Source organism: Hespellia stercorisuis DSM 15480 (assembly GCF_900142165.1).
In the GTDB taxonomy this organism is placed as follows: domain Bacteria; phylum Bacillota; class Clostridia; order Lachnospirales; family Lachnospiraceae; genus Hespellia; species Hespellia stercorisuis.
In genome coordinates, this window is the sequence record NZ_FQZY01000020.1 from 51,030 (window position 1) to 76,179 (window position 25,150).

The 25,150-nt window shown below is 47.8% G+C and carries 22 protein-coding genes and 1 pseudogene; all 23 read left to right on the forward strand.

Annotated elements, in window-relative coordinates; genetic code table 11:
* The first annotated feature begins 8 nt into the window (after positions 1 to 8).
* The 23 genes and pseudogenes from BUB85_RS08105 (at position 9) to BUB85_RS08210 (ending at position 24,875) form a co-directional block, all read left to right on the forward strand.
* Entirely contained in the window at positions 9 to 3,143 is a 3,135-nt protein-coding gene (locus BUB85_RS08105) for a phage tail tape measure protein (RefSeq protein ID WP_073108201.1), read from the forward strand.
* Positions 3,140 to 3,892 carry a phage tail family protein gene (locus tag BUB85_RS08110; protein ID WP_073108206.1) on the forward strand — a complete coding sequence of 251 codons (753 nt, stop codon included), beginning with the start codon at positions 3,140 to 3,142 and terminating at the stop codon, positions 3,890 to 3,892. Before BUB85_RS08105 ends, BUB85_RS08110 begins: the two co-directional genes overlap by 4 nt.
* Positions 3,893 to 3,901: 9 nt before the next feature.
* On the forward strand, positions 3,902 to 7,009 hold the full coding sequence (locus BUB85_RS08115) for a phage tail protein (protein WP_242945380.1): 3,108 nt from the start codon (positions 3,902 to 3,904) through the stop codon (positions 7,007 to 7,009).
* Positions 7,010 to 7,019: 10 nt separating this feature from the next.
* Positions 7,020 to 7,379, forward strand: coding sequence for a hypothetical protein (locus tag BUB85_RS08120; protein WP_073108219.1), 360 nt, complete (start codon positions 7,020 to 7,022; stop codon positions 7,377 to 7,379).
* A complete protein-coding gene (locus BUB85_RS08125; RefSeq protein WP_073108222.1) occupies positions 7,366 to 7,563 on the forward strand; it encodes a hypothetical protein in 198 nt (65 codons plus the stop codon). Before BUB85_RS08120 ends, BUB85_RS08125 begins: the two co-directional genes overlap by 14 nt.
* 1 nt (position 7,564) lies before the next feature.
* Positions 7,565 to 9,877 carry a hypothetical protein gene (locus BUB85_RS08130; RefSeq protein ID WP_073108225.1) on the forward strand — a complete coding sequence of 771 codons (2,313 nt, stop codon included), beginning with the start codon at positions 7,565 to 7,567 and terminating at the stop codon, positions 9,875 to 9,877.
* A gap of 608 nt (positions 9,878 to 10,485) precedes the next feature.
* Positions 10,486 to 11,523, forward strand: coding sequence for a reverse transcriptase domain-containing protein (locus BUB85_RS08135; RefSeq protein ID WP_159434629.1), 1,038 nt, complete (start codon positions 10,486 to 10,488; stop codon positions 11,521 to 11,523).
* Positions 11,471 to 11,827, forward strand: a complete 357-nt coding sequence (locus BUB85_RS08140) for a hypothetical protein (protein WP_073108230.1) — start codon at positions 11,471 to 11,473, stop codon at positions 11,825 to 11,827. Before BUB85_RS08135 ends, BUB85_RS08140 begins: the two co-directional genes overlap by 53 nt.
* Positions 11,820 to 12,026 carry a hypothetical protein gene (locus BUB85_RS08145; RefSeq protein ID WP_073108233.1) on the forward strand — a complete coding sequence of 69 codons (207 nt, stop codon included), beginning with the start codon at positions 11,820 to 11,822 and terminating at the stop codon, positions 12,024 to 12,026. Before BUB85_RS08140 ends, BUB85_RS08145 begins: the two co-directional genes overlap by 8 nt.
* Positions 12,026 to 12,193, forward strand: a complete 168-nt coding sequence (locus BUB85_RS21455) for a hypothetical protein (RefSeq protein WP_159434630.1) — start codon at positions 12,026 to 12,028, stop codon at positions 12,191 to 12,193. The genes BUB85_RS08145 and BUB85_RS21455 overlap by 1 nt, the downstream gene beginning before the upstream one ends.
* Before the next feature lie 21 nt (positions 12,194 to 12,214).
* Positions 12,215 to 12,646, forward strand: coding sequence for a phage holin family protein (locus BUB85_RS08150; protein WP_073108237.1), 432 nt, complete (start codon positions 12,215 to 12,217; stop codon positions 12,644 to 12,646).
* Positions 12,633 to 12,875, forward strand: a complete 243-nt coding sequence (locus BUB85_RS08155) for a hypothetical protein (RefSeq protein ID WP_073108240.1) — start codon at positions 12,633 to 12,635, stop codon at positions 12,873 to 12,875. Before BUB85_RS08150 ends, BUB85_RS08155 begins: the two co-directional genes overlap by 14 nt.
* 49 nt (positions 12,876 to 12,924) lie before the next feature.
* Positions 12,925 to 13,230 carry a hypothetical protein gene (locus BUB85_RS08160; RefSeq protein ID WP_073108244.1) on the forward strand — a complete coding sequence of 102 codons (306 nt, stop codon included), beginning with the start codon at positions 12,925 to 12,927 and terminating at the stop codon, positions 13,228 to 13,230.
* Positions 13,231 to 13,233: 3 nt separating this feature from the next.
* The gene (locus BUB85_RS08165) at positions 13,234 to 14,820 is read left to right on the forward strand and encodes a phage tail tip lysozyme (RefSeq protein ID WP_159434631.1); all 1,587 of its coding nucleotides are present in this window, start codon (positions 13,234 to 13,236) and stop codon (positions 14,818 to 14,820) included.
* A gap of 66 nt (positions 14,821 to 14,886) precedes the next feature.
* Positions 14,887 to 15,141: pseudogene (locus BUB85_RS08170) on the forward strand (ABC transporter ATP-binding protein); the annotation flags it as partial.
* On the forward strand, positions 15,134 to 17,134 hold the full coding sequence (locus tag BUB85_RS08175) for an ABC transporter permease (protein ID WP_073108247.1): 2,001 nt from the start codon (positions 15,134 to 15,136) through the stop codon (positions 17,132 to 17,134). The pseudogene BUB85_RS08170 and the gene BUB85_RS08175, both read left to right, overlap by 8 nt.
* A 310-nt stretch (positions 17,135 to 17,444) precedes the next feature.
* Positions 17,445 to 18,068: a DUF4317 family protein gene (locus tag BUB85_RS08180; protein WP_073108250.1), complete on the forward strand. Its 624-nt coding sequence runs from the start codon at positions 17,445 to 17,447 to the stop codon at positions 18,066 to 18,068.
* 89 nt (positions 18,069 to 18,157) lie between these two features.
* Positions 18,158 to 18,892 carry an ABC transporter ATP-binding protein gene (locus BUB85_RS08185; protein WP_073108254.1) on the forward strand — a complete coding sequence of 245 codons (735 nt, stop codon included), beginning with the start codon at positions 18,158 to 18,160 and terminating at the stop codon, positions 18,890 to 18,892.
* A complete protein-coding gene (locus BUB85_RS08190) occupies positions 18,889 to 20,580 on the forward strand; it encodes a COG1361 S-layer family protein (protein WP_073108257.1) in 1,692 nt (563 codons plus the stop codon). The genes BUB85_RS08185 and BUB85_RS08190 overlap by 4 nt, the downstream gene beginning before the upstream one ends.
* Positions 20,543 to 22,006 carry an ABC transporter permease gene (locus BUB85_RS08195; protein ID WP_073108260.1) on the forward strand — a complete coding sequence of 488 codons (1,464 nt, stop codon included), beginning with the start codon at positions 20,543 to 20,545 and terminating at the stop codon, positions 22,004 to 22,006. Before BUB85_RS08190 ends, BUB85_RS08195 begins: the two co-directional genes overlap by 38 nt.
* Positions 22,007 to 22,154: 148 nt before the next feature.
* On the forward strand, positions 22,155 to 22,847 hold the full coding sequence (locus BUB85_RS08200) for a response regulator transcription factor (protein ID WP_073108263.1): 693 nt from the start codon (positions 22,155 to 22,157) through the stop codon (positions 22,845 to 22,847).
* Positions 22,834 to 24,432, forward strand: coding sequence for a sensor histidine kinase (locus BUB85_RS08205; protein WP_073108266.1), 1,599 nt, complete (start codon positions 22,834 to 22,836; stop codon positions 24,430 to 24,432). The genes BUB85_RS08200 and BUB85_RS08205 overlap by 14 nt, the downstream gene beginning before the upstream one ends.
* Positions 24,433 to 24,593: 161 nt before the next feature.
* A complete protein-coding gene (locus tag BUB85_RS08210) occupies positions 24,594 to 24,875 on the forward strand; it encodes a DUF6323 family protein (protein ID WP_073108271.1) in 282 nt (93 codons plus the stop codon).
* Positions 24,876 to 25,150: the final 275 nt, after the last annotated feature.

The following is a 25,150-nucleotide window of genomic DNA, read 5'->3' on the forward strand; positions in this document are numbered from 1 at the left end:
GTGACAGGATGGCAGGGCGAAACATTAAAGGAATAACCATTGAGATTGGCGGCGATACTACCGGCCTGGAAAAAGCTCTCAGTGGCGTGAATGGAAAAATCAAAGACACACAGACACAGCTCAAAGATGTAAACAACCTCCTCAAACTGGACCCCTCTAACACCGTACTGGTAGCCCAAAAGCAAGAGCTTTTAAAGGATGCCATTGCAAATACAACAGAGAAACTGGACAGCCTGGAGGCTGCACAGAAAGACGTTACAGCAGCACTGGAGGCTGGGAAGATAGGCCAGGAGCAATACATGGCATTCCAGCGCGAGGTGGAAGAAACAAGAGCAACACTCACCAGGTATGAAACAGAACTGGGGAGCTTAAATACAGAACAGGACCGGCTATCAACGAACACAGACCGGCTCAACAAATTATTCCAGGCTACAAAATCAGACGTGGATGATTATGCAGATGTACTAGGCAACAGACTGGTGACGGCCATCAAGAATGGGTCAGCAACTGCAGACCAGATGAAACTGGCCATTGAGAAAATTGGAAGATCATGCACAGATGGAAAAGCAGATATAGGGAAATTAACAGCCGCACTTGACACAGTGGATGATGGCACAGCAATCCAGAACCTCATCCAAGAACTAAAGGAGGCGGCGAACCAAGCAGACACAACATCCGACCAACTGGATGAAATGGGGCAAACACTGTCAGGTGGAGTACTCATGGAGGCAGCAGATCAGTTGTCAGTGGTCGGGGATAAAATCACGGAGCTGGGAGAAAAGGCAACAGATGCTTTTCTGCAGACGGATGATGCCACAACCAAAGCAAAAACATATTTTGCAGAGACAGGAGATGCAGCGGAACAAACCGCAAAGGTCATCAAAGATGTATACACAGATGGAGTGGGAGAGTCTATGGACTCTGTCTCAGATGCTGTCATCACTGTCAAAAAGAACCTGAAAGATTTGGATGAGACAACTCTGAAAAATCTGACAGAACAGGCCATCACCCTGGATGAGCTGTATGGGATTGATATGAATGAGACACTACGCGGTGTCAATTCATTGATGACTCATTTTGGACTCAGTGCTCAAGAGGCTATGGATTACATAGTCAAAGGCACATCAAACGGTCTGGACAAAACAAATGAACTGGGAGACAACCTCTCAGAGTATAGTGGAAAATTTGCAGAGGCAGGGTACTCAGCATCAGAATATTTTCAATTATTGAATAATGGACTAGACGGTGGCGCGTATAACCTGGACAAGGTAAATGATGCCATCAATGAGGTAACTGCTAGGCTGGCAGATGGAACAATAGCGGATGCTATTGGAATGTATTCCACAAAGACACAGGAGCTATTCCAAGCATGGCAGGATGGAAAAGTCAGCCAGAAAGACGTGATTGACTCAATCGTGTCCGACATATCAGAGTGCACTAACGAGCAGGAGACAATGAACCTGGCCGCCAAGGCGTTTGGAACCATGGCAGAAGATGGTGGCACGAAGTTTATAAAATCCATGAGCAGCGTGGGAGATACTTATGACAGCGTAAAAGGTAGTGCGGAGGGCATGTTTGACTCATCCACTACGGAGTCACAGAAATTAGAGTCCAATATGCGAAAGCTACAAGAAACTCTGGTACCACTGGGAGAGATGCTGGTGGAGCTGGCCAACACAATACTACCGCCATTAGTCAGCGGTGTACAGAAAATGGCTGATTTCTTTGGGAAATTACCAGAGCCAGTACAACACTTTGTGGTGATCCTGGGAGGTCTGATTGCGGTATTCACAACGCTGGCCCCAGCAATAGCTGCGGTGGCGTTGGCAGTGACAATGTTAGAGGTACCGTTGCTGCCAATTATTGGAATTATAGCAGGAGTGGCCGCGGCCATAGCCGGCATCATAGCCATAGTGAAAAACTGGGGAGCCATAACTGAATGGTTCGGAAATTTGTGGCAGGTAGTGAAAGACAAATGCGTGGAAATATGGACGGCCATCTGCAATTTCTTTACAGTGACCATACCGCAGGCATGGGATGCCCTGGTTGCAAAATTCCAGGCAATACCGGAATGGTGGGCAGGCCTCTGGCAGCAGGTGCATGATTTCTTTGCACAGATCTGGACGGCCATCATGCAAAATCCAATCATTCAAACGATTGTGACCACTATCCAGTCACTCTGGCAGACATGCGTGACAACACTAGAGGGCATCTGGTCAGGACTGACCACGATTGCATCAGGCGCATGGGAGTTACTGAAAAATACGATACTCGCACCGGTACTCTTACTGATTGACCTGGTGACGGGGAATTTCGACAAGCTGAAATCAGACGCTCAAAATATTTGGAACAACATCAAGGATGCTGCAGACACAATCTGGACCGGCATCAAAGAACTTGTATCATCACTGGTCTCTGGACTGGTCGAGGGCGTGACCACATATTTCTCAGGTCTGGCCGAAACAGCAAGCCAAATCTGGAGCGGAATCAAACAGAAAGCCAGTGAAATCTGGAACAGTATCAAAGAGTCCGTGTGCCAGACGGCATCCAACCTGAAAGAATCAGCAGTACAGGCATTCAATAACCTGGTTTCAGGAATTGGTAGCGCGCTGAGCGGACTGGGCCAAGTTGTATCAAGCGGTTTTCAGTCAGCTATCAGTTTTATAACATCATTGCCGAGCCAAGCTGTAGGATGGGGCCGTGATTTCATCATGGGAATTGTAGACGGAATCAAAGGTGCAATAGGATGGGTGACGGACGCGGTTTCAAACGTGGCCAGCACGATACGCTCATTCTTACACTTCTCAGTGCCGGATGAGGGACCTCTGACGGACTATGAGAGTTGGATGCCTGACTTTATGCAGGGACTGGCAAAAGGTATTGAAAAAAGCAAGGCTGTGGTGGCAAATGCCGTGGCCGGAGTAACAAAAGACATGACCATCAATGCAAATGCATTAGTGAGCCAGGACGGCACAGCACAGAGCAACGCAATCACGAACATCACAGCAATGCTGGCCAAGTTCCTCCCATACCTGGAACAGGGGCATGTTTTGAAGTGGGACACAGATGAGGTGGCAGGACATTTGGCACCGGCTATGGACCACAAGCTGGGAGAACTTGCGATAGAGGAGGGACAGCTATGAATGTATTAACAAACGGGGCCACCATTGAGGTGGTCTCAACAGGAGAGTGTTTCCACACTATCAATGACTGGCATTTAGCAATAGGCAACAACAACTGTATAGGAGACCCAGAGCAGGAGACGTTTTACCTGGATATTCCAGGGGCAGACGGTTTCCTGGATATGTCAGAGGCTACTACGGGGCGGCGTATATTCAAAAACCGTCCTGTGACAATCCTGCTGGGAGGAAAAAACAAAAGAAATGACTGGGATATTATTGTCTCAGACATAAGAAACAAAATTGAGGGCCGAGAGGTCAAAATCATATTTGACAATGACCCAGGCTTTTATTGGATTGGCAGGGCAAAGATTTCAGACTTTGACCGAAACCGAGAGATTGGCAGCTTTACGCTGGCCATACCAAAGGCAGACCCATACAAGTACAATGTAGCAGACTCCACAGAGGACTGGTTGTGGGACTCATTTGACTTTGAAACAGGCATCATAGATGAGGGTACAGAAATCACAGTAACCCCATCAGGAGGCACAAAGAGCTATACAATCATACCGGACATCATGCCGTTTGTACCGGTCATTCAGGTGAGCCAAATTGGAACAGCAGGCATCACCATGACAACAGCAGGCAAGACATACACCCTGGTACGAGGCAAGAACAGATTTGCAGACATTGTGGTTGATCAGGAAGATGTGACGTTGTCTTTCACTGGACAGGGAACGCTCACAATCAGATACAGGAGGGGGTCATTGTAATTGTATAAAGTGGAAATGGATGGCCAGATACTGTACTACCCTGGAGACAAAGAGGCAGTGCTGACCAATCCAACAGTAAAACTACAGACCGGATATGCCGGTCAATTTGAATTTACGGTACCGCCAATCAATCCGCTGTATGGCAAAATCAACAACCGCAAGAGCATGGTGAGCGTGTACCGAGATGACAAAGAAATATTTTATGGAGAGGTGCGAAAACAGCCAAAGAAAGACCGATACAACAACAAAAGTGTGTATTGCGCCGGCGCAATGAGTTTCCTCTCAGACAGCATCCAACCACAGGCCGAGTATCATGATATGACACCAAGACAGATGCTGCAGACGTTCCTGGACATCCACAACAACCAAGTGGAAGATAGGAAAAAGATATACATTGGCGTAGTGACCGTGACAGACTCAAATGACTCTGTCATGCGTTACACCAATTTTGAAAACACTCTCAAAGCCATCCGCGAGAAACTGGTGGACAGACTAGGTGGGTACCTGAGACTCCGGCATGAGAATGACCGGTTATATATGGACTGGGTACACATTGAGGAGTATGGAAAGTATTGTGAACAGCCCATAGAATTTGGTCTGAACCTACTGGACTACGCAGAGAGTAAATCAGCAGAGAACCTGGCCACGGCACTCATTCCTTTAGGTGCACGCCTGCAGGACGAGTCAGACATTGAGGGCCTGGAGAAATACACAGACATCACCAGCGTGAATGGTGGCTCAAATTACATTTACAGCCAGGAGGCGGTCAATACCTTTGGATGGGTGTGGGCCACACAGGTGTGGGATGATGTCACAGTGCCATCAAATCTCTTGCGAAAGGGAAAAGAATGGCTGGCAGATAATCAGTTTGAGGATATGACCCTGGACCTGACAGCGGTGGATTTATCCATCCTAGACAAGGACTATGAGTCCTTTGACATTGGAGACCGGATTCCATGCAGGGCAAAACCATACGGCATGGATAGAATTTTCCCGGTTATGGAAATGACCATACCACTGCAGAGACCAGACAGCGCAAAGCTGAGCATGGGAGAAAACCGAAAGCTGAGTTATACAGAGCAGCAGTCAAGGATATACTCAGGCATCACAGCATCTGCAGAACAGCGCAGGAAAATCCAAAATGAAACCATCAAGTCGGCTATTGACAATCTCACGGCCAAGATGACAGGAAGTGAGGGCGGCTACAAGAGGGAAGAATTTGACGAGAGCAGAAAGTGGCTCAGGGATTTATACATGGACGCGCCAGACAAGGAACAGGCCACCAACATATTGCAGATCAATAAAGACGGCATAGGTGGCACACATAATGGGTATCAAGGGCCATATACAGTGGGAATGACACTGGATGGCCAAATCATTGGCGAGCGCATAACAGCAAACTCCATTGATGCAGAAAAGCTGACCGTAGAATACAAGTCAGAACTGGAGGGCAAGTTCTCCGATACATTAGAGGGCGCAAATGACTACACCGATCAAAAGGACATAGCAGTGAGGGAAGTCATCACCACAAGCATCAAGGCCATGGAGGACCAGATACAGCTGGCAGTGACGGACCAGAAAAGCATCACAAACCGCTATGATTATGTGGTCAATGGGGATAACCAGGATATTGATGTGGACAAGTTTACGGCAACCGCCAACCTAGCGGTGACAAAGGAGCAGGCAGGCAATATCAATGCAATGCACCTGGTCAAGACAGATGGCTCAATGGGAACTGTACAACAGGCCCTGGGCGAACTACCGGCAGGAACCTATGAGGTGGAAGTCAAAATATACATTCCAACCGGGAAGAAACCAACCTATTGCTATTTTGGCCTAACCGGCAGCACACAGTACCAGAGCTTTTCAACACTCAACACAGATACATGGTACACAATCAAAAAGACCGTCACGCTGACAAGCAAGGCCACAAAGAACTTTTATTTTGCTTTGTATGGCAGCAGTGCAAAAGAGGCATACATCACAGACCTACGAGCGCTCAGGGACGTGAAAGAGCTGATTGATGATGTGGATGCCAGAATAACCGTGGAGGCTGGAAAGATAACGCAGAGCGTCCAGGAAATGTATGAGGCACAGCAGCACAACTATTGCGTTGGGGGAAATTTCCCTGATGCGTTTGACGGCAGCTATGCCACAAACTGGTACCGTTACGATACAACAAAGGTATACCAGACAACTTGGAACAATAAAACTTGTGGCGTTATCAACCTGGGAGACACTACGAGCACAGGATATTATTTGAGGACTAGAAGTACAATAGCGGTGCCAAAGACTGGAAAGTTCACCATACGTTTCAAAGCCTGCTGTGGAAAAGAAAACACAAGAGTTAGAGTATCGTTTTACAATTCGGTATATACCGTGGCTGGAGATATTTCCACGGACTGGCAGACTGTAGAGCTGACGATCAATAGCGTTGCTGCAGGTAACGGATATTTATATTTCTACTGTCAGACTCCTGGAGATTATGTTTGCATCACAGATGTGGAGATACTTGGGTACGCATCACAGTACACAGAGTCACAGCTACAACTGACATCTAACAGTATCACCGCAGAGGTTACGAGAGCAAAGGCGGCTGAGGAAACACTAAAGTCAAGCATCAAAGTGAATGCGGACAACATCCTGCTAAAAGTAAGCAAGGGCAAGATATCCTCAGAAATTAGCACAGAGGCTGGTGCAATCAGCATTAAGTCAAACAGAATCAGCATTCAGTCTACAAATTTCACGCTATCAGCAGCTGGATATGTGACCATGAAAGGTGCATCCTGCCAAGGAACATTTGAGGCAATCAATGGCAGATGGTTCATTAAGATGTCATATGGTGAAATCACCGGGGGCTATGGCTCCACAACTTATGGCTATATTGATTTTGCCGGCTCTTATAGTAATTCATCCGCAAGGACCATCCGCATTCGTGGAAACTCCAGGGTGGATATTATGGGCAAGCTATACACGGCAACAACATACAACGCAGGAACCGTGTGGGAGACATTCACAGGCAAACGAAAATTTATTGTAGACATGTGGGATGCCGGAGGTGGCAGCGTTGGCTGGTCATGGATAGAGTACACATTCAAAAATGGAATAATGTTATAGGAGGAGAAAAATGAACGTAGGAGCTTTATTGGATTATGTAGAAGGAGAACTTGATGCACAGGTGGTGGGATATATGCAGGAGTATGCAATCCCTGCCTCTCTCATGGACAAAGTACTGGATGGCATCCAGTCGCATGTGCGCCAGATCAAATCAGAGGAGTACGCGCAGGAGCTGACACAGATGACACTCAATGCAGCAGTGCAACAGGGAACAGAAACAGCAGGAACGGAGACAGCAGGGCCAGAGACACCAGCACCTGCTCCGGTACCAGCTCCAGTGCAGCAGACATCACCAGAGGTGCACACAGAGGTGGACAAAATTGAGGATTTCAAGGACAAGATGGGAGTGAAAAAGAATGCAGACATTTAGCGCAAGAAAAGAGGGCAGGGCAAAGGTGATATATCCGTATGAGCTTGCCCTCTACGCAGTGCAAGGACACGAAGTCTGGCAAGACACACCAGAGGAAAAAGTAGTTGCAAGGGCAGGGCATCCAGAGGATTTGGTTGGGATTGCCTTTGAAGATAACTCATGTACTTTGAAGATTGGAGGATAATATGTCAACGAATAGTAAACCGTACACAGACAAAATAAGAGCGGCAAAAAAAGGAAAAGATGTCAGAGACAGCATTGCAGATGGAATTGATATGGTCTCTGACGAGAACAACACGTATGAGCAAATTAAAAAAGACGTGGTGAATGCGAAAAATGAAATTGATGCAAATGTGAAAGCAAACCAAAAGGTGGAACAGGACTTTGCTGCAGACATCACAGTGGCCACACAGGTCAACACTGACCTGATAGCCAACAAGAAAGCCGGAGATACCACCAACACAAACCTGGTGGCCAACAAGAAAGCCGGAGATACCACCAACACAAACCTGGTGGCCAACAAGAAAGCCGGAGATACCACCAACACAAACCTGGCCAAGAATATCAGTGATGGAAATACATTAAACGATAACCTGGCAGGAAAGCTCACACAGGGGAACCAGTTACATGAGACACTAACCGGAGACATCACGGCAGCAGGACAAGCTGAGCGTTCCCTGGAACAGGACATCACATCAGCAGGACAGGCTGAGCGTTCTCTGGAACAGGACATCACATCAGCCGGAGAAAATAAGACAGCCCTAGATGGCAGCATCAAGACTGCAGGCGAACAGATCAATGTCATGACCGGGTTGGTACAGAGTGCCACACAGGTCAAGGGAGACCTGGAGAAAGACATTGAAACTGCAAACCAGACAAATGCTCAGCTGGTGGAAACCACAGCAGAGAGCGTGGCCACATTGGATGCCAAAGGACAAGAACAGGTACAGGCAATTATTGAAGCAGGAGGAGGCATTGAAAATGCGCTCTCAAACTATTTTGCTTTACGCAGGAGCAACAAGGTATTCACCACAAAGCTCTATAAATACACAACCAGTACAAGCCCGGTAGGAGAAAAACTCAATGATAATGCAGACATGATCTGCACACCATCCACAGGTATCACACCTGGCCAGGATGACTACCAGCAATATGGTCTCTTCCAGCATTTTACATGCAACTGGCATGTGGATGAGAATGGGTTCAATCATGTGGATGCATTAGAGGGACAAGTTGGTTTCACAAAGACTGGCAAGGTCCAGGTAGGCGAGGTCACCATGGGCGGCTGGTTCGGAATAGAGGATGTGGGAGACGCGGTACTATATCATTACTCTGCAGTAAAAAGCGAGCGCACACCTCATCCAATGAAAGAGAGCATCAACCCAGATGGAACAGTATCTCCAATTATGATACACGGAAAATACAAAGCCATTGACATTGAGGGTGCGCCATATTCCTCAGCCGGAGGAGCACCGGCCAATGGATGCCAGGCGGCAGATGCCAAAGACCCAGTCAGCTATACGGGAATGGTTGGGTATATGCACAAGCTGGGCGCACATTATTGCGGTACAACTTGCTGGGATTTGTTCTATCTGCAGCTCATGTTTATCATCAAATATGCGACAACCAATAGCCAGAGTATTATGGCTGGTTGCACATCTTACAATTATCAGTACAATGCAACCGTGGAAGAAACTGGAGTGATGAGAGTAGTCATGGCCAAGGCGAACGCGGCCAAATTCGTAGTGGGTTCCTACGTCTCTATTGGAGAAGTAGGTGAGGCTACAAATAAAGACAGATACTATGCATACATGCACAACCTAGCATACAGCGTCAAAGTAACACGAGTGGAGGATGTGGATGATACGAACGCAGCAGTCTATGTGGATGCCCCAGAGGCATTTGACACCACATTGACCACATGTATGAGCACAATGCCGTGGCACACAGGTTCCACAGATGAAGTAGTTGGCTCAGACGGTTCACCAGGAAGTAACACAAGTGGGATTTTTCCATGTAAGATGCAGGGCATTGAATGGCACTTAGGGGCTTATGACGTATTAGGCAACGTGTTCATGGACATTGTCACCGGAGCGGATGGAAACCCAGCCAGAGATGTATGGGTGTGCGAGGACGCAAGTCTCCTGACAACCAATGTGACAACGGCAAAATCCACATACAAGAAAGCAAGTGCTCAGGTGCCATATACTGCAGCATCATGGAAATACATCACCGAGGAAACAACAGACATTGACAGAGGTATCATGATACCGACTGGAACAGGAGCAGGAAGTGCAACAGGTTGGTGTGATGGTCTCTACACGGATGTGGGAACCTCTGGACAAAGAGAGTGGCTGGCCCTGGGCTCTTTGTACTCTGGCACGCCGGCCGGGCTGTGGATTCTGGATGCGTACGATGGGTGGTCCTATGCGGGCTGGCGTATCGTTTCTGGAGTTTCACCAAATGGCACCAGGGGTGAATATCAGGCCACGGCCTGATAGAGGGGCTTTCCCCTTATAACATTTCAAACAACTGCTCCCGACATCATTGCCGGGAGCAAATAATATAAACGGACTTACAACGCTAAACGAGCGGCATTCCCAGTGGCTGGCCCTGGGCAATTTGAACAATGGCACGCAAGCCGGGCTGTGGATTCTGAATGCGAACAATGGGTGGTCCAATGCGAACTGGAATATCGTTTCTGGCATTTCTTGATATTTTTTGACGTACAGCGTTGTATTTCGCTCCACTGGATGGAGCTACCAGGAAACTGGTGCGTAGGGCATATCCCTAAAATTTGATTGAAGCCAAACCATAAGTACGGGAACACAGATGCCTGGCTTGTGGACTTACGGTGCAGTAGGCCGTGGGTGGGGTGAGTAGAAAAACCGAAAACCACTTTATCAAGAAACGAGGACATCAGTTGAAAAGATACTGTAAAAATATAAAGATGGATGCAAAGTGGATGAGAGCGGCAATGGCAGAGTGCCTATCAGACAAGTATGAGCGTTTTGAAACCGCAGAGTTTCTGGCCACTTTTTCAGATAGCACAGCCAGACAGCTCCACCGCAACATCAAACATGACAAAAGATGTGCAGAGCCACTGATGGATATTGCCTCAGAGGCCATGGCTTTGGAAATCATGGAAAGAAAGATTGATTTCCCAGAAATTAAATACTCCAAAAGACTGGATGGAAACTCCGGAAAGATCAGAGAGATTGGAGTTGAATGTATCAAACAGCAGATATATGACTATGCTGCAGTAAATGCGCTCATGGAGTTGTTTGAGAGAAAGATTGGAAAATACCAATGTGCCAGCATACCAGGAAGAGGTCAGGTATACGGCAAGAAAGCAATAGAAAAGTGGGTGCGAAAGAACCCAGACAAAACAAGGGTGGGAGCAAAGGGAGATGTACACCATTGCTATCCGTCCATAGATATTGAAAGGCTCATGAGTTTTCTGAGAAAGCAGGTCAAAAATGATGACCTGCTTTATTTAGTGGAGACGCTGATCAGGTCATACAAGCAAGGTCTCTCCATTGGTTCGTACCTGAGCCAGTGGCTGTGCAATTATTTTCTCTCATTTGCCTATCACTACGCAGAACAGAACCTCTACAAAGTGAGAAAGCAAAGAGATGGCACGAAGAAAAGGACAAGATTGATTTACAAAGCACTTTTCTACATGGATGACATCCTCTTGCTAGGTTCAAGAAAAGCAGACGTGAGAAAGGCAATGGAGATGCTGGTGAAATTCTTCCAGGAAGAGTTGGGACTAACCATCAAACCGAACTGGAAGTTGTTCCAGATGGACCATATAGGGAGAGATGGAAAACACCATGGAGATTGCATTGACATGATGGGGTACAAGATTTACAGAGACCACACAGAGGTCAGGAGAAAGATTTTTCTCACGGCCAGACGGGCATTCATGAGGGCCTGGAAACAACTGAGGAAATACAAGCGGATAGTCCTGAAATTGGCATACCGGTGTATTTCTTATTTTGGGTGGTTCAAAAATTCAGATTCCACAAACTTTTTGAAAAAGTATGGAATAGAGCAGCTGATGAAATACGTGAAAAGGAGGGTAAGCAATGAAAGCAAGATTCACAACCGAACAGCCAGCGGTCAGCTGGCAGCCGCTTGACAATGGCAAGGTGGATGTGACCATCTGCCTGAACGGGCAGGAGGTTACTGAGGAAATCACTCAGACTGTGGAAAAAGAGCAGGAAGTTACTCACACAGAGACCTATTGGGAATATGATTTCCACCAGTTCCGAGAGAAAGCGGAAAACATCAGCCAGGACAAAGTGCTGAGCAAACCGGAGAACTACCTGGACTATGAGCCGGTACCGGAAAAGACACTGGAGCAGACGGTGGCAGAGCAGAATGAACAGATCAGGATGCTCACAGAGTGTCTCATGGAAATGAGTGAGGCCGTCTATGAGTAACTTATTAACCAATTTTATTATTTTGATTTTAGGAAAGGATGGAAAGACAATGATGGCAATGTTATGGGCACAGGAAATTATGAACGCAGATACTACTGAGGAGGCAAAAGCTCTCTACAACAGAGTACCAAGACTCTTGAAAGAAAAGGTCAAAAAAATCCTCATCAACTCTGGTTTTGAGGAGTTAACAACAGAATAATGACAAAGTTGAGGATAATATCCAGACTCTGGTCTCACATCACAGACCTGAGACTGCTCATCAGAGGCCAGGGAAAGAAAACCCTGGCCGAGATTGAGGATGAGCTGGACATAACGGAATATTACTGCAGACCGTATGCGGACGCAGATGACGTGGATGATGATTGAGGGCAGAGAGGAGGTGGACAGGTGAAAGAGTATATTTGCGCAGCCGCTGGAGCTGCAGGTGGATTCATAGCAACTCTTTTGGGAGGATGGGACACAGGATTGCAAACACTATTGATATTTATGGCGGTGGACTACCTGACCGGACTAATTGTGGCCGGAGTATTTCACAAGTCAAATAAGACTGAAAACGGAGCACTGGAAAGCAAAGCAGGGTTCAAAGGCATCTGCAGAAAGGGTGTCATCCTGCTGATCGTATTGGTGGCATATCGTTTTGATTTGATGATACATACAAATTACATCCGGGATGCCGTGATGATTGCATTTATATCCAATGAGGCAATAAGCATCACAGAAAACGCAGGACTCATGGGCGTACCAATGCCAAAGAAACTGAAACTTGCGATTGAAATTTTAACAAAGAAAAGTGAGGAAATGGAAGATGAAAAATATTAACTGGGTAAAGAAATTAACATCAAGAAAATTATGGGTAGCAGTTGGCTCATTCGTATCAATGATGATTGTGGCCACAGGAGGAGCTGAGAGCACTGGAACACAGGTGGCAGCACTCATCATGGCAGGGGCATCCGCACTGGCCTACATTATTGGCGAGGGATTGGTGGATGCATCAAGCACAGATTTGGTCATTGAGACGGAACTGGAAGAAAGCGAAGAACAGGAATAATGAGGAGGGGCCGGGACACCGGCCTCTTTTACGTTAGCGAGGCGAGAACATGAAACATAACAAGGTAGGGCTGGCCATCATGGCCATTATACTGGTGCTGAGCATTGCGTTTTTGGTTGCAGACTGTGCAATAACAGATGAGCCAGAGCAGACAGCAGAAAAAGAGGTGGAAGTAACACCGCTGGTGATTACAACCTCAGATGAAAAAGTGGGAAACATAACCATCTATGCAGACGGAGAAACGGTCTACAACTACCAGGGGCCAATCACACTGCAGAAACGGGATGGCATCTATGAGATAAGAATTGAAACTTTTAGTTGTTCCTGTTTTGAGGAACCACCAACGGAGGACTAAACAATGAATGATGAGCAGAAAATCTGGGAGAAGTTACTGGCAGGGATTGGCAATGCCTATGGTGCTGCAGGAATGATGGGAAATCTTTATGCAGAGAGTGGGTTACAGTCAAATAATTTGGAAAACCTGTGCCAGATTAGGCTTGGAAACAAATATACAGATGAAACCTACACGCAGGCAGTGGATAATGGAGAAATCACAAGAGCATTGTTCTTGCATCCTCTGGGAGACTCCAGACAATATGGATATGGTCTGGCACAATGGACATCAGAGGGGCGAAAAGCTGGACTGTATGACCTGGTCATGGCCAGAGGCGTGTCTATTGCAGATGTGGAGACACAGATGGACTGGTTGCTCCAGGAACTGACAAAGAGCTACAGCTCCGTCATGAATGTATTAAAAACAGCAACATCAGTGCAGGAGGCATCTGACATTGTACTGGTCAAATATGAAGCTCCGGCAGATACTGGGGCAAGCGTAAAAGCCAAAAGAGCAACCTATGGACAGAAATACTATGATAAATATGCAAAGGAGACCACAGAAATGGGAGTAACAGCACGAGAATATGTAAATGTGATGCAGAGCTGGGTGAATTGGAGTGAGGCAAATGGGTTATTTAAGCAGATCATTGACCTCTACAACAGCGTGCGGCCATTGCCACGAGGATATGCAGTCAAATACACTGATGAGTGGTGCGATACCACCGTGAGTGCTGCAGCAATCAAAGCAGGAGCCGTGGCCCTTATTGGACGAGAGTGTGGATGCGAGGAACACATCAAAATATTCAAACAGTTAGGTATCTGGAAAGAAGATGGAACGATAACACCAGAGATGGGGTACATCATTCCGTATAACTGGGATAAATCCACACAGCCAAATGATGGGACAGCGGACCATATTGGGGTGGTTGAGTCAGTGTCAAACGGACAGATCACCGTGATTGAGGGTAACAAAGGAGAGGCTGTGGCCAGACGCGTGTTATCTATAGGCAATGGCTACATCAGAGGATATGCCTCACCAAAATTTGCACAGTCATCAGGTACACCGACACCAACACCGAGCACACCAACAACAAGCGGTGCACTCAATAAAAATGTCAACTGGAGCGGCGTAGTCAATACACCAGAGCTGTCAGTGAGAACATGGGCCGGTACTGGAAACGCGCAGCTGAAATCATATCCGACAATCAAGCAGGGTACAAAGGTGGGTGTGTGCGAGGTTGTAAAAGACAAAGATGGTGACCCATGGTACTATGTGAAAATCACTGGAGACCAGGGTGAAAAATACGGCTTTGTATCTGCAGAGTACATCACCAAACAGGAAAGCAGCACACCAGCATCCATGACAGATGATGGAGTACTGACAAAGACACCACAGTGGGTTGGAAAAGTAACAGCAAGCTCACTCAATGTGAGAACATGGGCAGGCACGAACAATGCAAAAATCAAGTCATGGCCACAGTTGGGCCAGGGCAACCTGGTGGATGTGTGCGATATGGTACATGCGCAGGATGGCTCACAGTGGTACTACATCAGAATTGATGGACGTATCTATGGATTCGTAAAAGCCACATATATTGAAAAGCAGTAATGAGCAAAAAAGGAGGCCCTGGCTATGATGCCGGGGCCTTTTTAAAGTTGTACTAATTGGACATAGCCCACGGGAGCGCTGGACTCCCACGCAACAGACGGGCTGCTGCGGATGTTCAATGAGGTCAACGAGGACGGACAGACCCTCCTCATGGTGACACATTCCGCAAAAGCGGCGAGCCATGCGGGGCGGGTGCTGTTTATTAAGGACGGTGAGGTGTTTCACCAGATCTACCGTGGCAACAGCACCAACGAAGAAATGTATCAGAAAATAGCGGATACGCTGACGCTGATCGCGACAGGTGGTGATCGCCATGAGTAAGTTCTTTTATGCCAGGCTTGCCGCGGACAATATCAAAAAGAACGGGAAGATCTATTTTCCGTATCTGCTCACCTGCATTTTTACGACGGCACTGTTCTATATTATGAAATCACTCTCTCTGAACGAAGGGATCAAGGATGTGATAGGAGACGAGACCGTTCGGTACATCATGGGAATGGGGTGCTGGGTGGTGGCAATATTTTCCGGTATTTTCTTGTTTTACACCAACAGTTTTCTGATGAAACAAAGGAAAAAAGAGTTTGGCCTGTTCAACATTCTGGGGATGGAAAAAAAGCATCTCGCAAAGGTTATTCTGCTGGAGACAATCTACCTGTATCTGATCAGTATGGCAGCCGGGCTGGTGTTCGGTGTGGCGCTGGATAAGCTGATGTACCTGCTGATCATGAAGGTTCTGGGATACGACATCGCACTGGGATTTTATATATCCGGGCAGGCGATCCGGACATCCATTCTGCTGTTCGGCGTTATTTTTCTGCTGATTTTATTAAATTCCATCCGTCAGATCCAACTCTCCAAGCCGATAGAACTGCTCCAGAGCAGACAGGCCGGAGAGCGTGAGCCGAAGTCAAAGTGGCTGATGACCATTCTGGGGCTGGGATGTCTTGCGGCAGGCTATTACATTTCGGTCACGACGGAAAATCCGCTTGCGGCATTGCCGCTGTTTTTTGTGGCGGTAATCCTGGTGATTATCGGAACCTACCTGCTGTTCACTGCGGGCAGTATTACGCTGTTGAAATTGCTGCGCAAAAATAAGAAATATTATTATCAGACGAAGCATTTCACCAGTGTGTCGGGCATGATCTACCGCATGAAGCAGAATGCAGTTGGTCTTGCCAATATCTGTGTACTTTCGACCATGGTCCTCGTCATGGTGTCGTCCACAACATCTCTGATGGTCGGGCTGAAGGACGTCATCACCACAAGATACCCCTATGATATTTCGCTTTATGCGGAAGGAGAGCTGCCGGATAAGTGTAAGAATATAGACAAAGAGATGAAGAAGGCCGCAGCGGAGCACAACGTGGATGTGACGGATGAGATCACATACACCTATCTGACTTTTTCCGGCGTGGAGAATGGAAATGAGATCATTACAGACCGTGAAAATAATTCCAACAGTGCGGTAAAACTGAATAATCTGCGCAATCTCTTTTTCATCCCGCTGTCTGATTACAACCGGGTGATGGGCAGTCATGAGAGGCTGGGAGACGGTGAGATTCTGATTTATTCCAACCGGGATGCATTTGCCCAGCAGACACTGGAAGTGTTTGGTGAAGAATATAAGATAAAGAAGAGGCTGGACGACTTTGTGGGAAACGGGCTGATGGCCTCCAATGTGGTGAGCAGCCATTTCATTGTCGTAAATGATATCGGGGAACTGGAGAAGCTCCAGATAGAGCAGAAGGCTGCCTATGGGGAGAGCGCCTCTGAAATAAGGAGCCTCTGCGGGTTTAATGTGAGCGGAGATCAGAAGGACCAGATCGCGGTGTACAAGAAGATGACGAGTGAGTTTGACTTTGCAGCATCCGCGGAGTGCAGGGCAGAATCAGAGCGGATGCTCACCGGAGTATATGGCGGTCTGTTCTTCATCGGTATATTCCTGGGAATGCTGTTTGTGGCTGCGACCATTCTGATCATCTATTACAAGCAGATCTCGGAGGGATACGATGACAAAGAGCGGTTTGAGATCATGCAGAAGGTGGGCATGAGCCAAAGCGAGATCAGGAAGACAATCCATTCCCAGATACTGACCGTGTTCTTTCTGCCGCTTCTGACAGCCGGGATCCATGTGGCGTTTGCATTTCCGCTGATCGCCAGACTGCTGGCGATACTGAGCCTGATCAATGTGCCGCTGTTTGTGGGCTGTACACTGGCCTGCTTTCTGGCATTTGCTGTGATGTATGGTATTATTTACTTTCTCACGGCAAGAGTGTATTATCGGATCGTGAGCTGGGATGGCGCGGCAGACTGATCGCCATTTTACTGTTTTTTGTACCATCCGCGAATATACCACAGATAAAAATATAGGCTATGTTATCCGAAACTTTTATTGTATTTCAATTCATGATATAATGTACGCGACAGCAAAGAGCAGTGCCAGCAGGTAACAACAAGAGTTTACGTTGTGCTTGCACATAAGTAAACTCTTGTTGCTACCTGCTGATAGGGCGAAAGCCCGCGAGTGAGATGAAGCAGAGCGGAATCGAACGGCACTGCGGATGACATGATATAATGACCGCGAAATAAAAGGATGTTTTGTGAAGTGAAGGAGACATATGGATATGATAAACAGAGAGGACATGCTGGAACTGACCAGACGGATGACCCCGGCCAGGACATCCTTTACAAGAATTGCCGGATGCTATCTGGATGGGGATGGTGAGATAGACGGGACCTTCAATCTGCATTTCCTGAAATTATCCCCGCAGGAAAAAACGCATAATCTGGCGATTGCGAAGGCGATTCCATTTGCGGAGACGAACGAGAACCTGAAGGAATATCAGTTCTCAAAAGAGGCGGAGGGGAGCGGGAGTATGTGGCAGATGCTGCGCGGCCTGAATACGTGTGGTCTGAAAAATGATGCCCTGATGGAGACATTTTACGAGCTTGTGGCTGAACAATATGAGACAGACGAGCCCTATGCGATCATGGTCTTCCATGATATCTATGACATACCGGTGAAGGCGGCTGACAAAGAGCGGCTCGGAGAATCGGAGGAGGTGTTCCAGTATCTGATCTGTGCGATATGCCCTTTGGAGGGGGAGTATGAACCCGGTCGGCCGGAGTGCGGATTTCTGTTTCCGTCTTTTCGGGACCGGAGTGGTGATCCCCATCGGGTGGCCATATTTCACAGGGACAAGGATCACCCCCACAGAGAAATAGAAAAATTATTATTGACGGTTTGAAAAAGGAAAAGTACCTTCCTTTTTCAAACCGTCTTTTTTTCTTAAAAAAGCTTAAGGTAACGTAAAGTGAAATCAAAGAATCAAAAGTTATGATAGAGTCTGAAAGGCAGGTGTATCAATCATTGCAGACATCAAAAAAGATTATCGAGGTAAAACAATTATACAAATACTACCGTGTGGGCGACGAGACGGTAAAGGCGCTGGACGGTGTGGACTTTGCTATTTATGAAGGCGAATTTTGTGCCATCGTGGGAACCTCTGGATCCGGAAAGTCTACGCTGCTCAACATGCTGGCGGGGCTGGAGCCGCCGACCAGAGGCGAGATCATCATCAACAAATCCCATCTGGAGCGGCTGGACGAGGACGGGCTGGTTACATTTCGCAGGAAGAACGTGGGTTTTATATTTCAGTCATATCAGCTGATTGGGACGCTGACTGCTCTGGAAAATGTAGCGCTGCCGCTGAGCTTTCGCGGGGAATCCAAAAAGAAAAGGCTTAAGAAGGCAAGCGCGATGCTGGATCTGGTGGCACTGCAGAAACATAAAACCCATATGCCGGCCCAGATGTCCGGTGGGCAGCAGCAGCGAGTGGGCGTGGCAAGGGCGCTGGTGATGGAGCCGCGGATCATATTTGCCGATGAGCCAACCGGAAATCTGGATACGAAGACCTCCAGGGAGATCATGGAGCTGATGCAGAGTGTAGTAAAAAATGAAAAGAGAACGCTGGTTATGGTAACCCACGATGATCAGCTGGCGTCCTATGCGGACCGCGTAATTAAGATTATAGATGGAAATCTGGTTTCAAATGAGAGGAGAGAGTCATGAAATTAAAAAAATGTATGATAGGAATCTGTGTTGCCCTGATCGGGATGGGACAGACCGTGTATCCGATGGGGCAGGTCGCATTTGCTGCGGAGGAAGAGCAGGAGGGCGGCGAGAGCGCGTCTGTGACAGGGAAAGACGGAGGCGGCAAAGAAGAACCGGTGAATAGTGCAGAAGATACCGGTGAAGGAACGGGGACGGAAAATCCACCCGGAGAGACAGGGGAGACCACAGTTCCATCAATTGTGATCAACGCGGGTGAGGGGCAGACAACGCCCGCTTACAAATACGGAGAAAGAAAAAATCTGGAGATCCGGATAAAAAATGAGGGAAACAAAACAGCAAATAATTTGAAAATCATGCCCAAATTAGGCGCCGGCACAGACGAGTGGCCCTTTGAGATCGAGCAGATGAACTATGAGCAGAGTATCGGCGGGCTTGCGCCCGGCCAGAGTCAGACCATTCGCTATATGCTTCAGGCACGGGGGAACGTAAAGACAGACTATTACCGGCTGGACTTCCAGATCAGCTTTGACGATGGGAGCAGTGCTTATCAGGAGGAACGGGAAATTTATGTCCACATGAGCGGGGAAAAGAAAGACCCGGAGGGTGGAGAGAAGGATCCGGGAAAAGGAAACAAAGGAGAGCAGGAAAACAAGGGAGAGCAGGAGAGCAACCCGGACGGGCAGCCACAGATAGATCCCGGCACAGAGAGCACCCTGCCGTCGGGGGAAGCCCTGTCTGCGTCGTATGGTGACGGGGGCGGATTCAGTAACAGCGGATTTACGGCGAATGGGGCTCCGGCCTCAGCTTCGGTTCCCCGTGTCATCGTGACCGGATTTAAGACTACGCCGGGAACGGTGATGGCAGGAAGTGACTTTCAGCTCAGCGTGAAAGTGAAAAACACATCCAAATCCACCAGCGTAAAAAACATGGTGTTTGGATTTACCGCCCCGACAGGCGGGAAAGAGGAAAATTCAGCCCCGGTCTTTCTTCCGGTGTCCGGTGCCAATTCCGTTTATGTGGAAGAGATTGGTGCAGGGGCAGAACGGGAAATTGCGATTGACCTGAACGCAAAGTCAGATCTGGTGCAGAAGCCCTACGGAATTGATCTGGCAATCAAGTACGAGGACGGAACCGGGACACAGTATGAGGCTGCCTCCAGTGTATCTATTCCGATCAGACAGAAGGCCAGGGTAGAAATCAGCCCGGTTACGCTGTCACCGGAGAGTATTGCGGTGGGGGCGCAGGCCAACGTTTCCTGTAGCCTGTACAATCTTGGAAAGGTGAAGCTGAACAATGCGAGAGTCAAAGTCGCCGGCGACAGTATTTCATCGGAGGGTATGTTTATTGGAAACGTAGATTCAGGCTCCACATCCTCGGTCGATTTTATGGTAAAGGGAGAAAAAGAGACAAAAGGTGCGCAGAAAGTAAAATTGATTTTTTCTTATGAGGATGCAGAAGGAAAAGTGGAGACACTTGAGCAGGAGATGACCGTTACGGTGACTAAGGCAGAGGAAGAGATGGTTATTCCTGATGAGACGGAGAAACAGAAAAAAGTTCCGATTCTGCCAATTGGACTTGGGCTGGCGGCGGCAGTGCTGGCAGCAGGGGCAGTGGCATACAGGAAAAAAAGAAAGGGGTTGGCGGAGGATGAATTTTCTGGATCTTTTGATGATGAGCATCAATAATCTACGGCGGAGAAAACTACGGACATTTCTGACTGTGTTGGGAGTGATCATCGGGACGGCATCTATTGTCGTGATGATGTCTCTCGGTATGGGACTGCAAAAGTCCATGTACGAGCAGGCGGAACAGTCAGGGGGACTCACGAGTATGACCGTGAGCATCAAACAGGGTGACGATAACGCTAAGAAAGCAAAAAATAAACCGCAATATATCACCGATGAAGTCATCGCACAATTGGGAAAGATCGCGCATGTGAAGAGTGCCACTCCGGTGCTGCAGGTGTCGGGCATTTTGTATCAGGGAAAGAAGCAGGCGGAAGTCCGGCTGACCGGTATGAAGCAGGATGCCCTGCAGGCACAGAATCTGCCCGTTGGCTGGGGCACACTGCCGGGGGAGAAGACATCCGGCGGCAGCAATGAAGATGCGCTGCAGCTCCTTCCGGGCAACATGGTGATCGCTTCATTTCACGGGAAAAACGAGAGTTACGGAGATATGTGGGGAATGGACAGCCAGGGCGCAGAATCGCCTGAGAAAATGTGGAAGGCAGACAATGTGTTCTTCTCCCTGGAACAGGAAGCACAGAGCAGTACATCCGGAGGCGCGGGAGGAAGTTCTGCCGGGGAGGGAGCAGATTCTGGAAATTCGGAAGATGCTTCACACAGCAATTCGGCAGCGTCCGCAATGGCTTCCGGGAACACGGCGAAGAAAAGTTATGTGGAAATAAGCGGAGTATTGAAGGGAAAAACAACGGACTGGACAAGCTATGGAAATGAGGTTTACTGTGATCTGGACGATCTGCTCCATTTCCTAAAGGCGCAGATAAAAAACGGCGTGATTCCGGGACAGCCAAAGACAAAGGCCGGAGCAGCCTATCCATTTCTGGCATACAGCAGTGTGAAAATCAAGGTGGATGATCCCAAAATGGTGGAGACTGTGATGAGCCAGGTGAAGGAAAAGGGCTACGAGGTGACCAGTAATATGGAATATATCAACAGTTCCAGAAAACAGTCGGCCATGATCCAGGGTGTGCTGGGAGCAATCGGGGCAGTCTCACTTCTAGTCGCGGCAATCGGGATTGCCAACACGATGATGATGTCTATCTACGAGCGGACAAAAGAAATCGGCGTCATAAAAGTGCTGGGCTGCGGGCTGAGAACCATCCGGCAGATGTTTCTGACAGAGGCGGCGTTTATCGGCTTGCTGGGAGGCGCGGCAGGGATCATGCTGAGTTATGCCATGTCCCTGGTCATCAATCAGGTCGCAAAGGGGGCCAGCGCCAGCATGGGAATCTCCGGAAATATTTCCTATATTCCAGTGTGGCTGTCGTTCGTGGCCGTTGTATTTGCCATGGCGATCGGGATGGTGGCGGGGTATTTTCCGGCAGTCCGGGCCATGAAGCTGAGTCCGCTGGCGGCAATCAACAATTAGGTGGCGGCGGAGGCAGTGTCTATGTTATGATAAGAAAAAGAAGGTCTACACAGAACATTTAAAATGGACGGATGTTCAGGGATTGGTCAGCCCTTTGCCGAAGGCAAATCATAAATGGCTGATGTTCCAAAGATGGAAGGGAGTCTATATGAAATACAATATATTAGTGGCGGAGGACGACAAGGATATTGTCGAACTCCTGGAGGTGTATCTGGAGAGCGTCGGATACCAGGTGTTTGTGGCATATGACGGCGCGGAGGCACTGGCAGTGCTGAACCGGGAGGACATCAATATGGCGGTGCTCGATATCATGATGCCGAAGCTGGACGGATACGCCGTGACAAGAAAAATCCGGCAGAAGAGCAACATCCCGATTCTGGTCCTGTCGGCAAAGAGCGAGGACGAGGACAAGATTCTCGGTCTGAATCTTGGGGCGGATGACTACATTGCCAAGCCGTTTAATCCACTGGAGATTATCGCGCGGGTGAATGCCAACCTGCGGCGTTACTATCAGCTGGGTGAGGAGAAAAAGTCCGGAAATCAGTTCGTGGTGGGAGATCTCGTGCTGGATATGGAGAAGGTGGCGCTGAAGAAGAAGGGGCGGGATATTCCGCTGACTGCGACGGAGTTCAAGCTTCTGGCGGTCTTCATGGGACACCCGGGCCAGGTCTTTACAAAGATGCAGCTCTACGAGCAGAGCTGTGGCGAGTATATTGAGTCTGACGCGAATACCATGATGGTACACATCTCGAAGCTGAGAGAGAAGATCGAGGACGACACGAAAAATCCAGAGTATATCAAAACAGTCAGAGGGGTAGGATATAAGCTTGAGAGACATTAAGAAAAAAGAGGGAAGTCTCGTCAAATTACTGGTTCAGAATTACATGGTATTTACCATGATCATCGTGGTGAGCGGAATCCTGATTTTTACCGCAGCGGGGTGGGTTGTGAACCGGGCATTTTTCCCGATGGATACCGTGGATATAGGGAAATATCAAAAGGAACTGACATCCGGTGCCTATGAACAGATTCCCCTGAGCCGTATGGGAGACGGATTCCGGTGGTTTGAAATCCTGGACGAGAATGCAAAGCAGGTATACAGCAGCGGGGGACAGACGGAACCTTATACAAAGGAGGAGCTGGAATGCATTCCTCTGATTGAGGAAGAGGACTCTGTCTATGTCGAGGAATTTCAGACCGAGGATGAGAAAAAAATCACCCTTGTCACAAAAGTGGTCTTGTCGGACTCGGGAGGGCAGGTCAGTCACTATGTGCTGCTTGACGATCAGAAAAATGTGATTTCGGAGACCTGGGGACTGGACAGAAAAAAACTTACAGAGAGGGAGTACGCACTGCTCACACAGGAGACAAGCGGGAATCAGATTGGAAAATATCCGTTTCAGACAGAGCGAAACAAGACCTATACGCTGATTCTGTACAACAAACAGCTCAGTGACTACCAGAAAGAAAAGATGCTGCGGGCCAATGATTACGGAGTCCTTCTTTTTCTGTTGATTTATATCGTTCTGGTAATTGCATTTGTTTTCTGGATGAACCGGAAAATCAAGAAGCCGCTGCGGATCCTTGATGATGCATTGGTGAAGCTTGCCAACGAGGAGGAGACGCAGGCGATTGAATACCAGGGGCCCAGAGAATTTATGCAGATTTGTGATAATTTCAACCGTCTCAATCAGAAGCTGGAGCAGAGTGAGACTCGCCGCAGCCAGTTAGAGCAGGAGAAGCAGAAGATGCTGGCGGATATTTCCCACGATTTGAAGACACCGGTCACCGTGATTCAGGGCTATGCGCGGGCAATCAGTGACGGGCTGGTGACGGGGGAGAAGAAAGAGCGGTATCTGGAGACGATATACAGCAAATCCTGTACGTTGAATGACCTGATCAATACATTTCATGATTACAGCAGGTTGGAGCATCCGGATTTTAAGCTGGTGCCGGAGGAACTCAATTTCAGTGAATACTGCAGAGAATATATCGCAGGAAAATACAATGAATTTGAGTTGGACGGGTATGGACTTGAGGTCGACATTCCCGATGAGAAAATTACACTTTTGCTGGATCGGATGCAGTTTCGGCGGGTTTTTGACAATATTCTTGGGAATTTTGTGAAGCACAATCAGCGTGGCACAACTTGTTATTTTACCGTTCAGAATCTGGAGGAATGGGTCGAAATCATGATTGCGGATAACGGCACGGGCATTCCGGAGGAAATCGGGGAAAAGATCTTCCAGCCGTTTACGGTGGGGGAACAGTCCAGAACATCGGGGAAAGGCTCCGGGCTGGGACTTGCGATCGCGAAAAGAATCGTGGAGGAGCACGGCGGAAATATTCGGTTCGTGTATCCGCCGAGAGAACCGTTTCAAACGGAGTTTCGGATTCGACTGCGTCATTCTTCTGTTGAAAAGTAGGACTTGGGTTCGATCAGTCTTAAATAGAGAAATAATAAAAAAGAGGTCGTAATGACCTCTTTTTCTATACTTATAATACCACAAAATGGGCAAAAATTCAAGACTGGTAAAGGGTGTGGGCCGGGTATATAATCAAAAGACTAATGGAGGAGGTGCGTGGTATGGAGCAGAAAAACTGGATGGAGCTTTTGGCAGGGCAGGCATTGTCAAAACAGGTTTATGATACCAATCAGTACACGGAAAAATATGGGCTTGCGCTGACGAAGGCGGACACGGAGCTTCTGGTCGCGGAGCGGACACAGACGCTGAAAGAGGAGCGCAGGGTGGAGTTTGGACAGTCCATTTTGCCGAAAATCATTTATGTGTTTTGTGATTCAGAGTATATCAGCCAGAGTGATTATACCGATACACTGGTCCGGCTGCAGGAGATTTTTTATTCTTAGTAACTGTTCAGAACCCCCTTGGGGAACTAATTAATTTTTGTACAAAACAGAGAATTTTTAAAACCTGTTTTGCGATATTATTTCGGTAATTGGTGGATAACCAATTGTTTGTGATTGAATAATTTAATTCATTGTGGATTACTCTTTCAATCTTTCAAATAACTCTGATTCAAAGCCAAATTCTATGGCTTTTGAATATATTTAACAACAACTGAACATTGAAAAACATTACTTATCCACAGTCATTTTCACCATAGGTGAATCTATGTGAATTC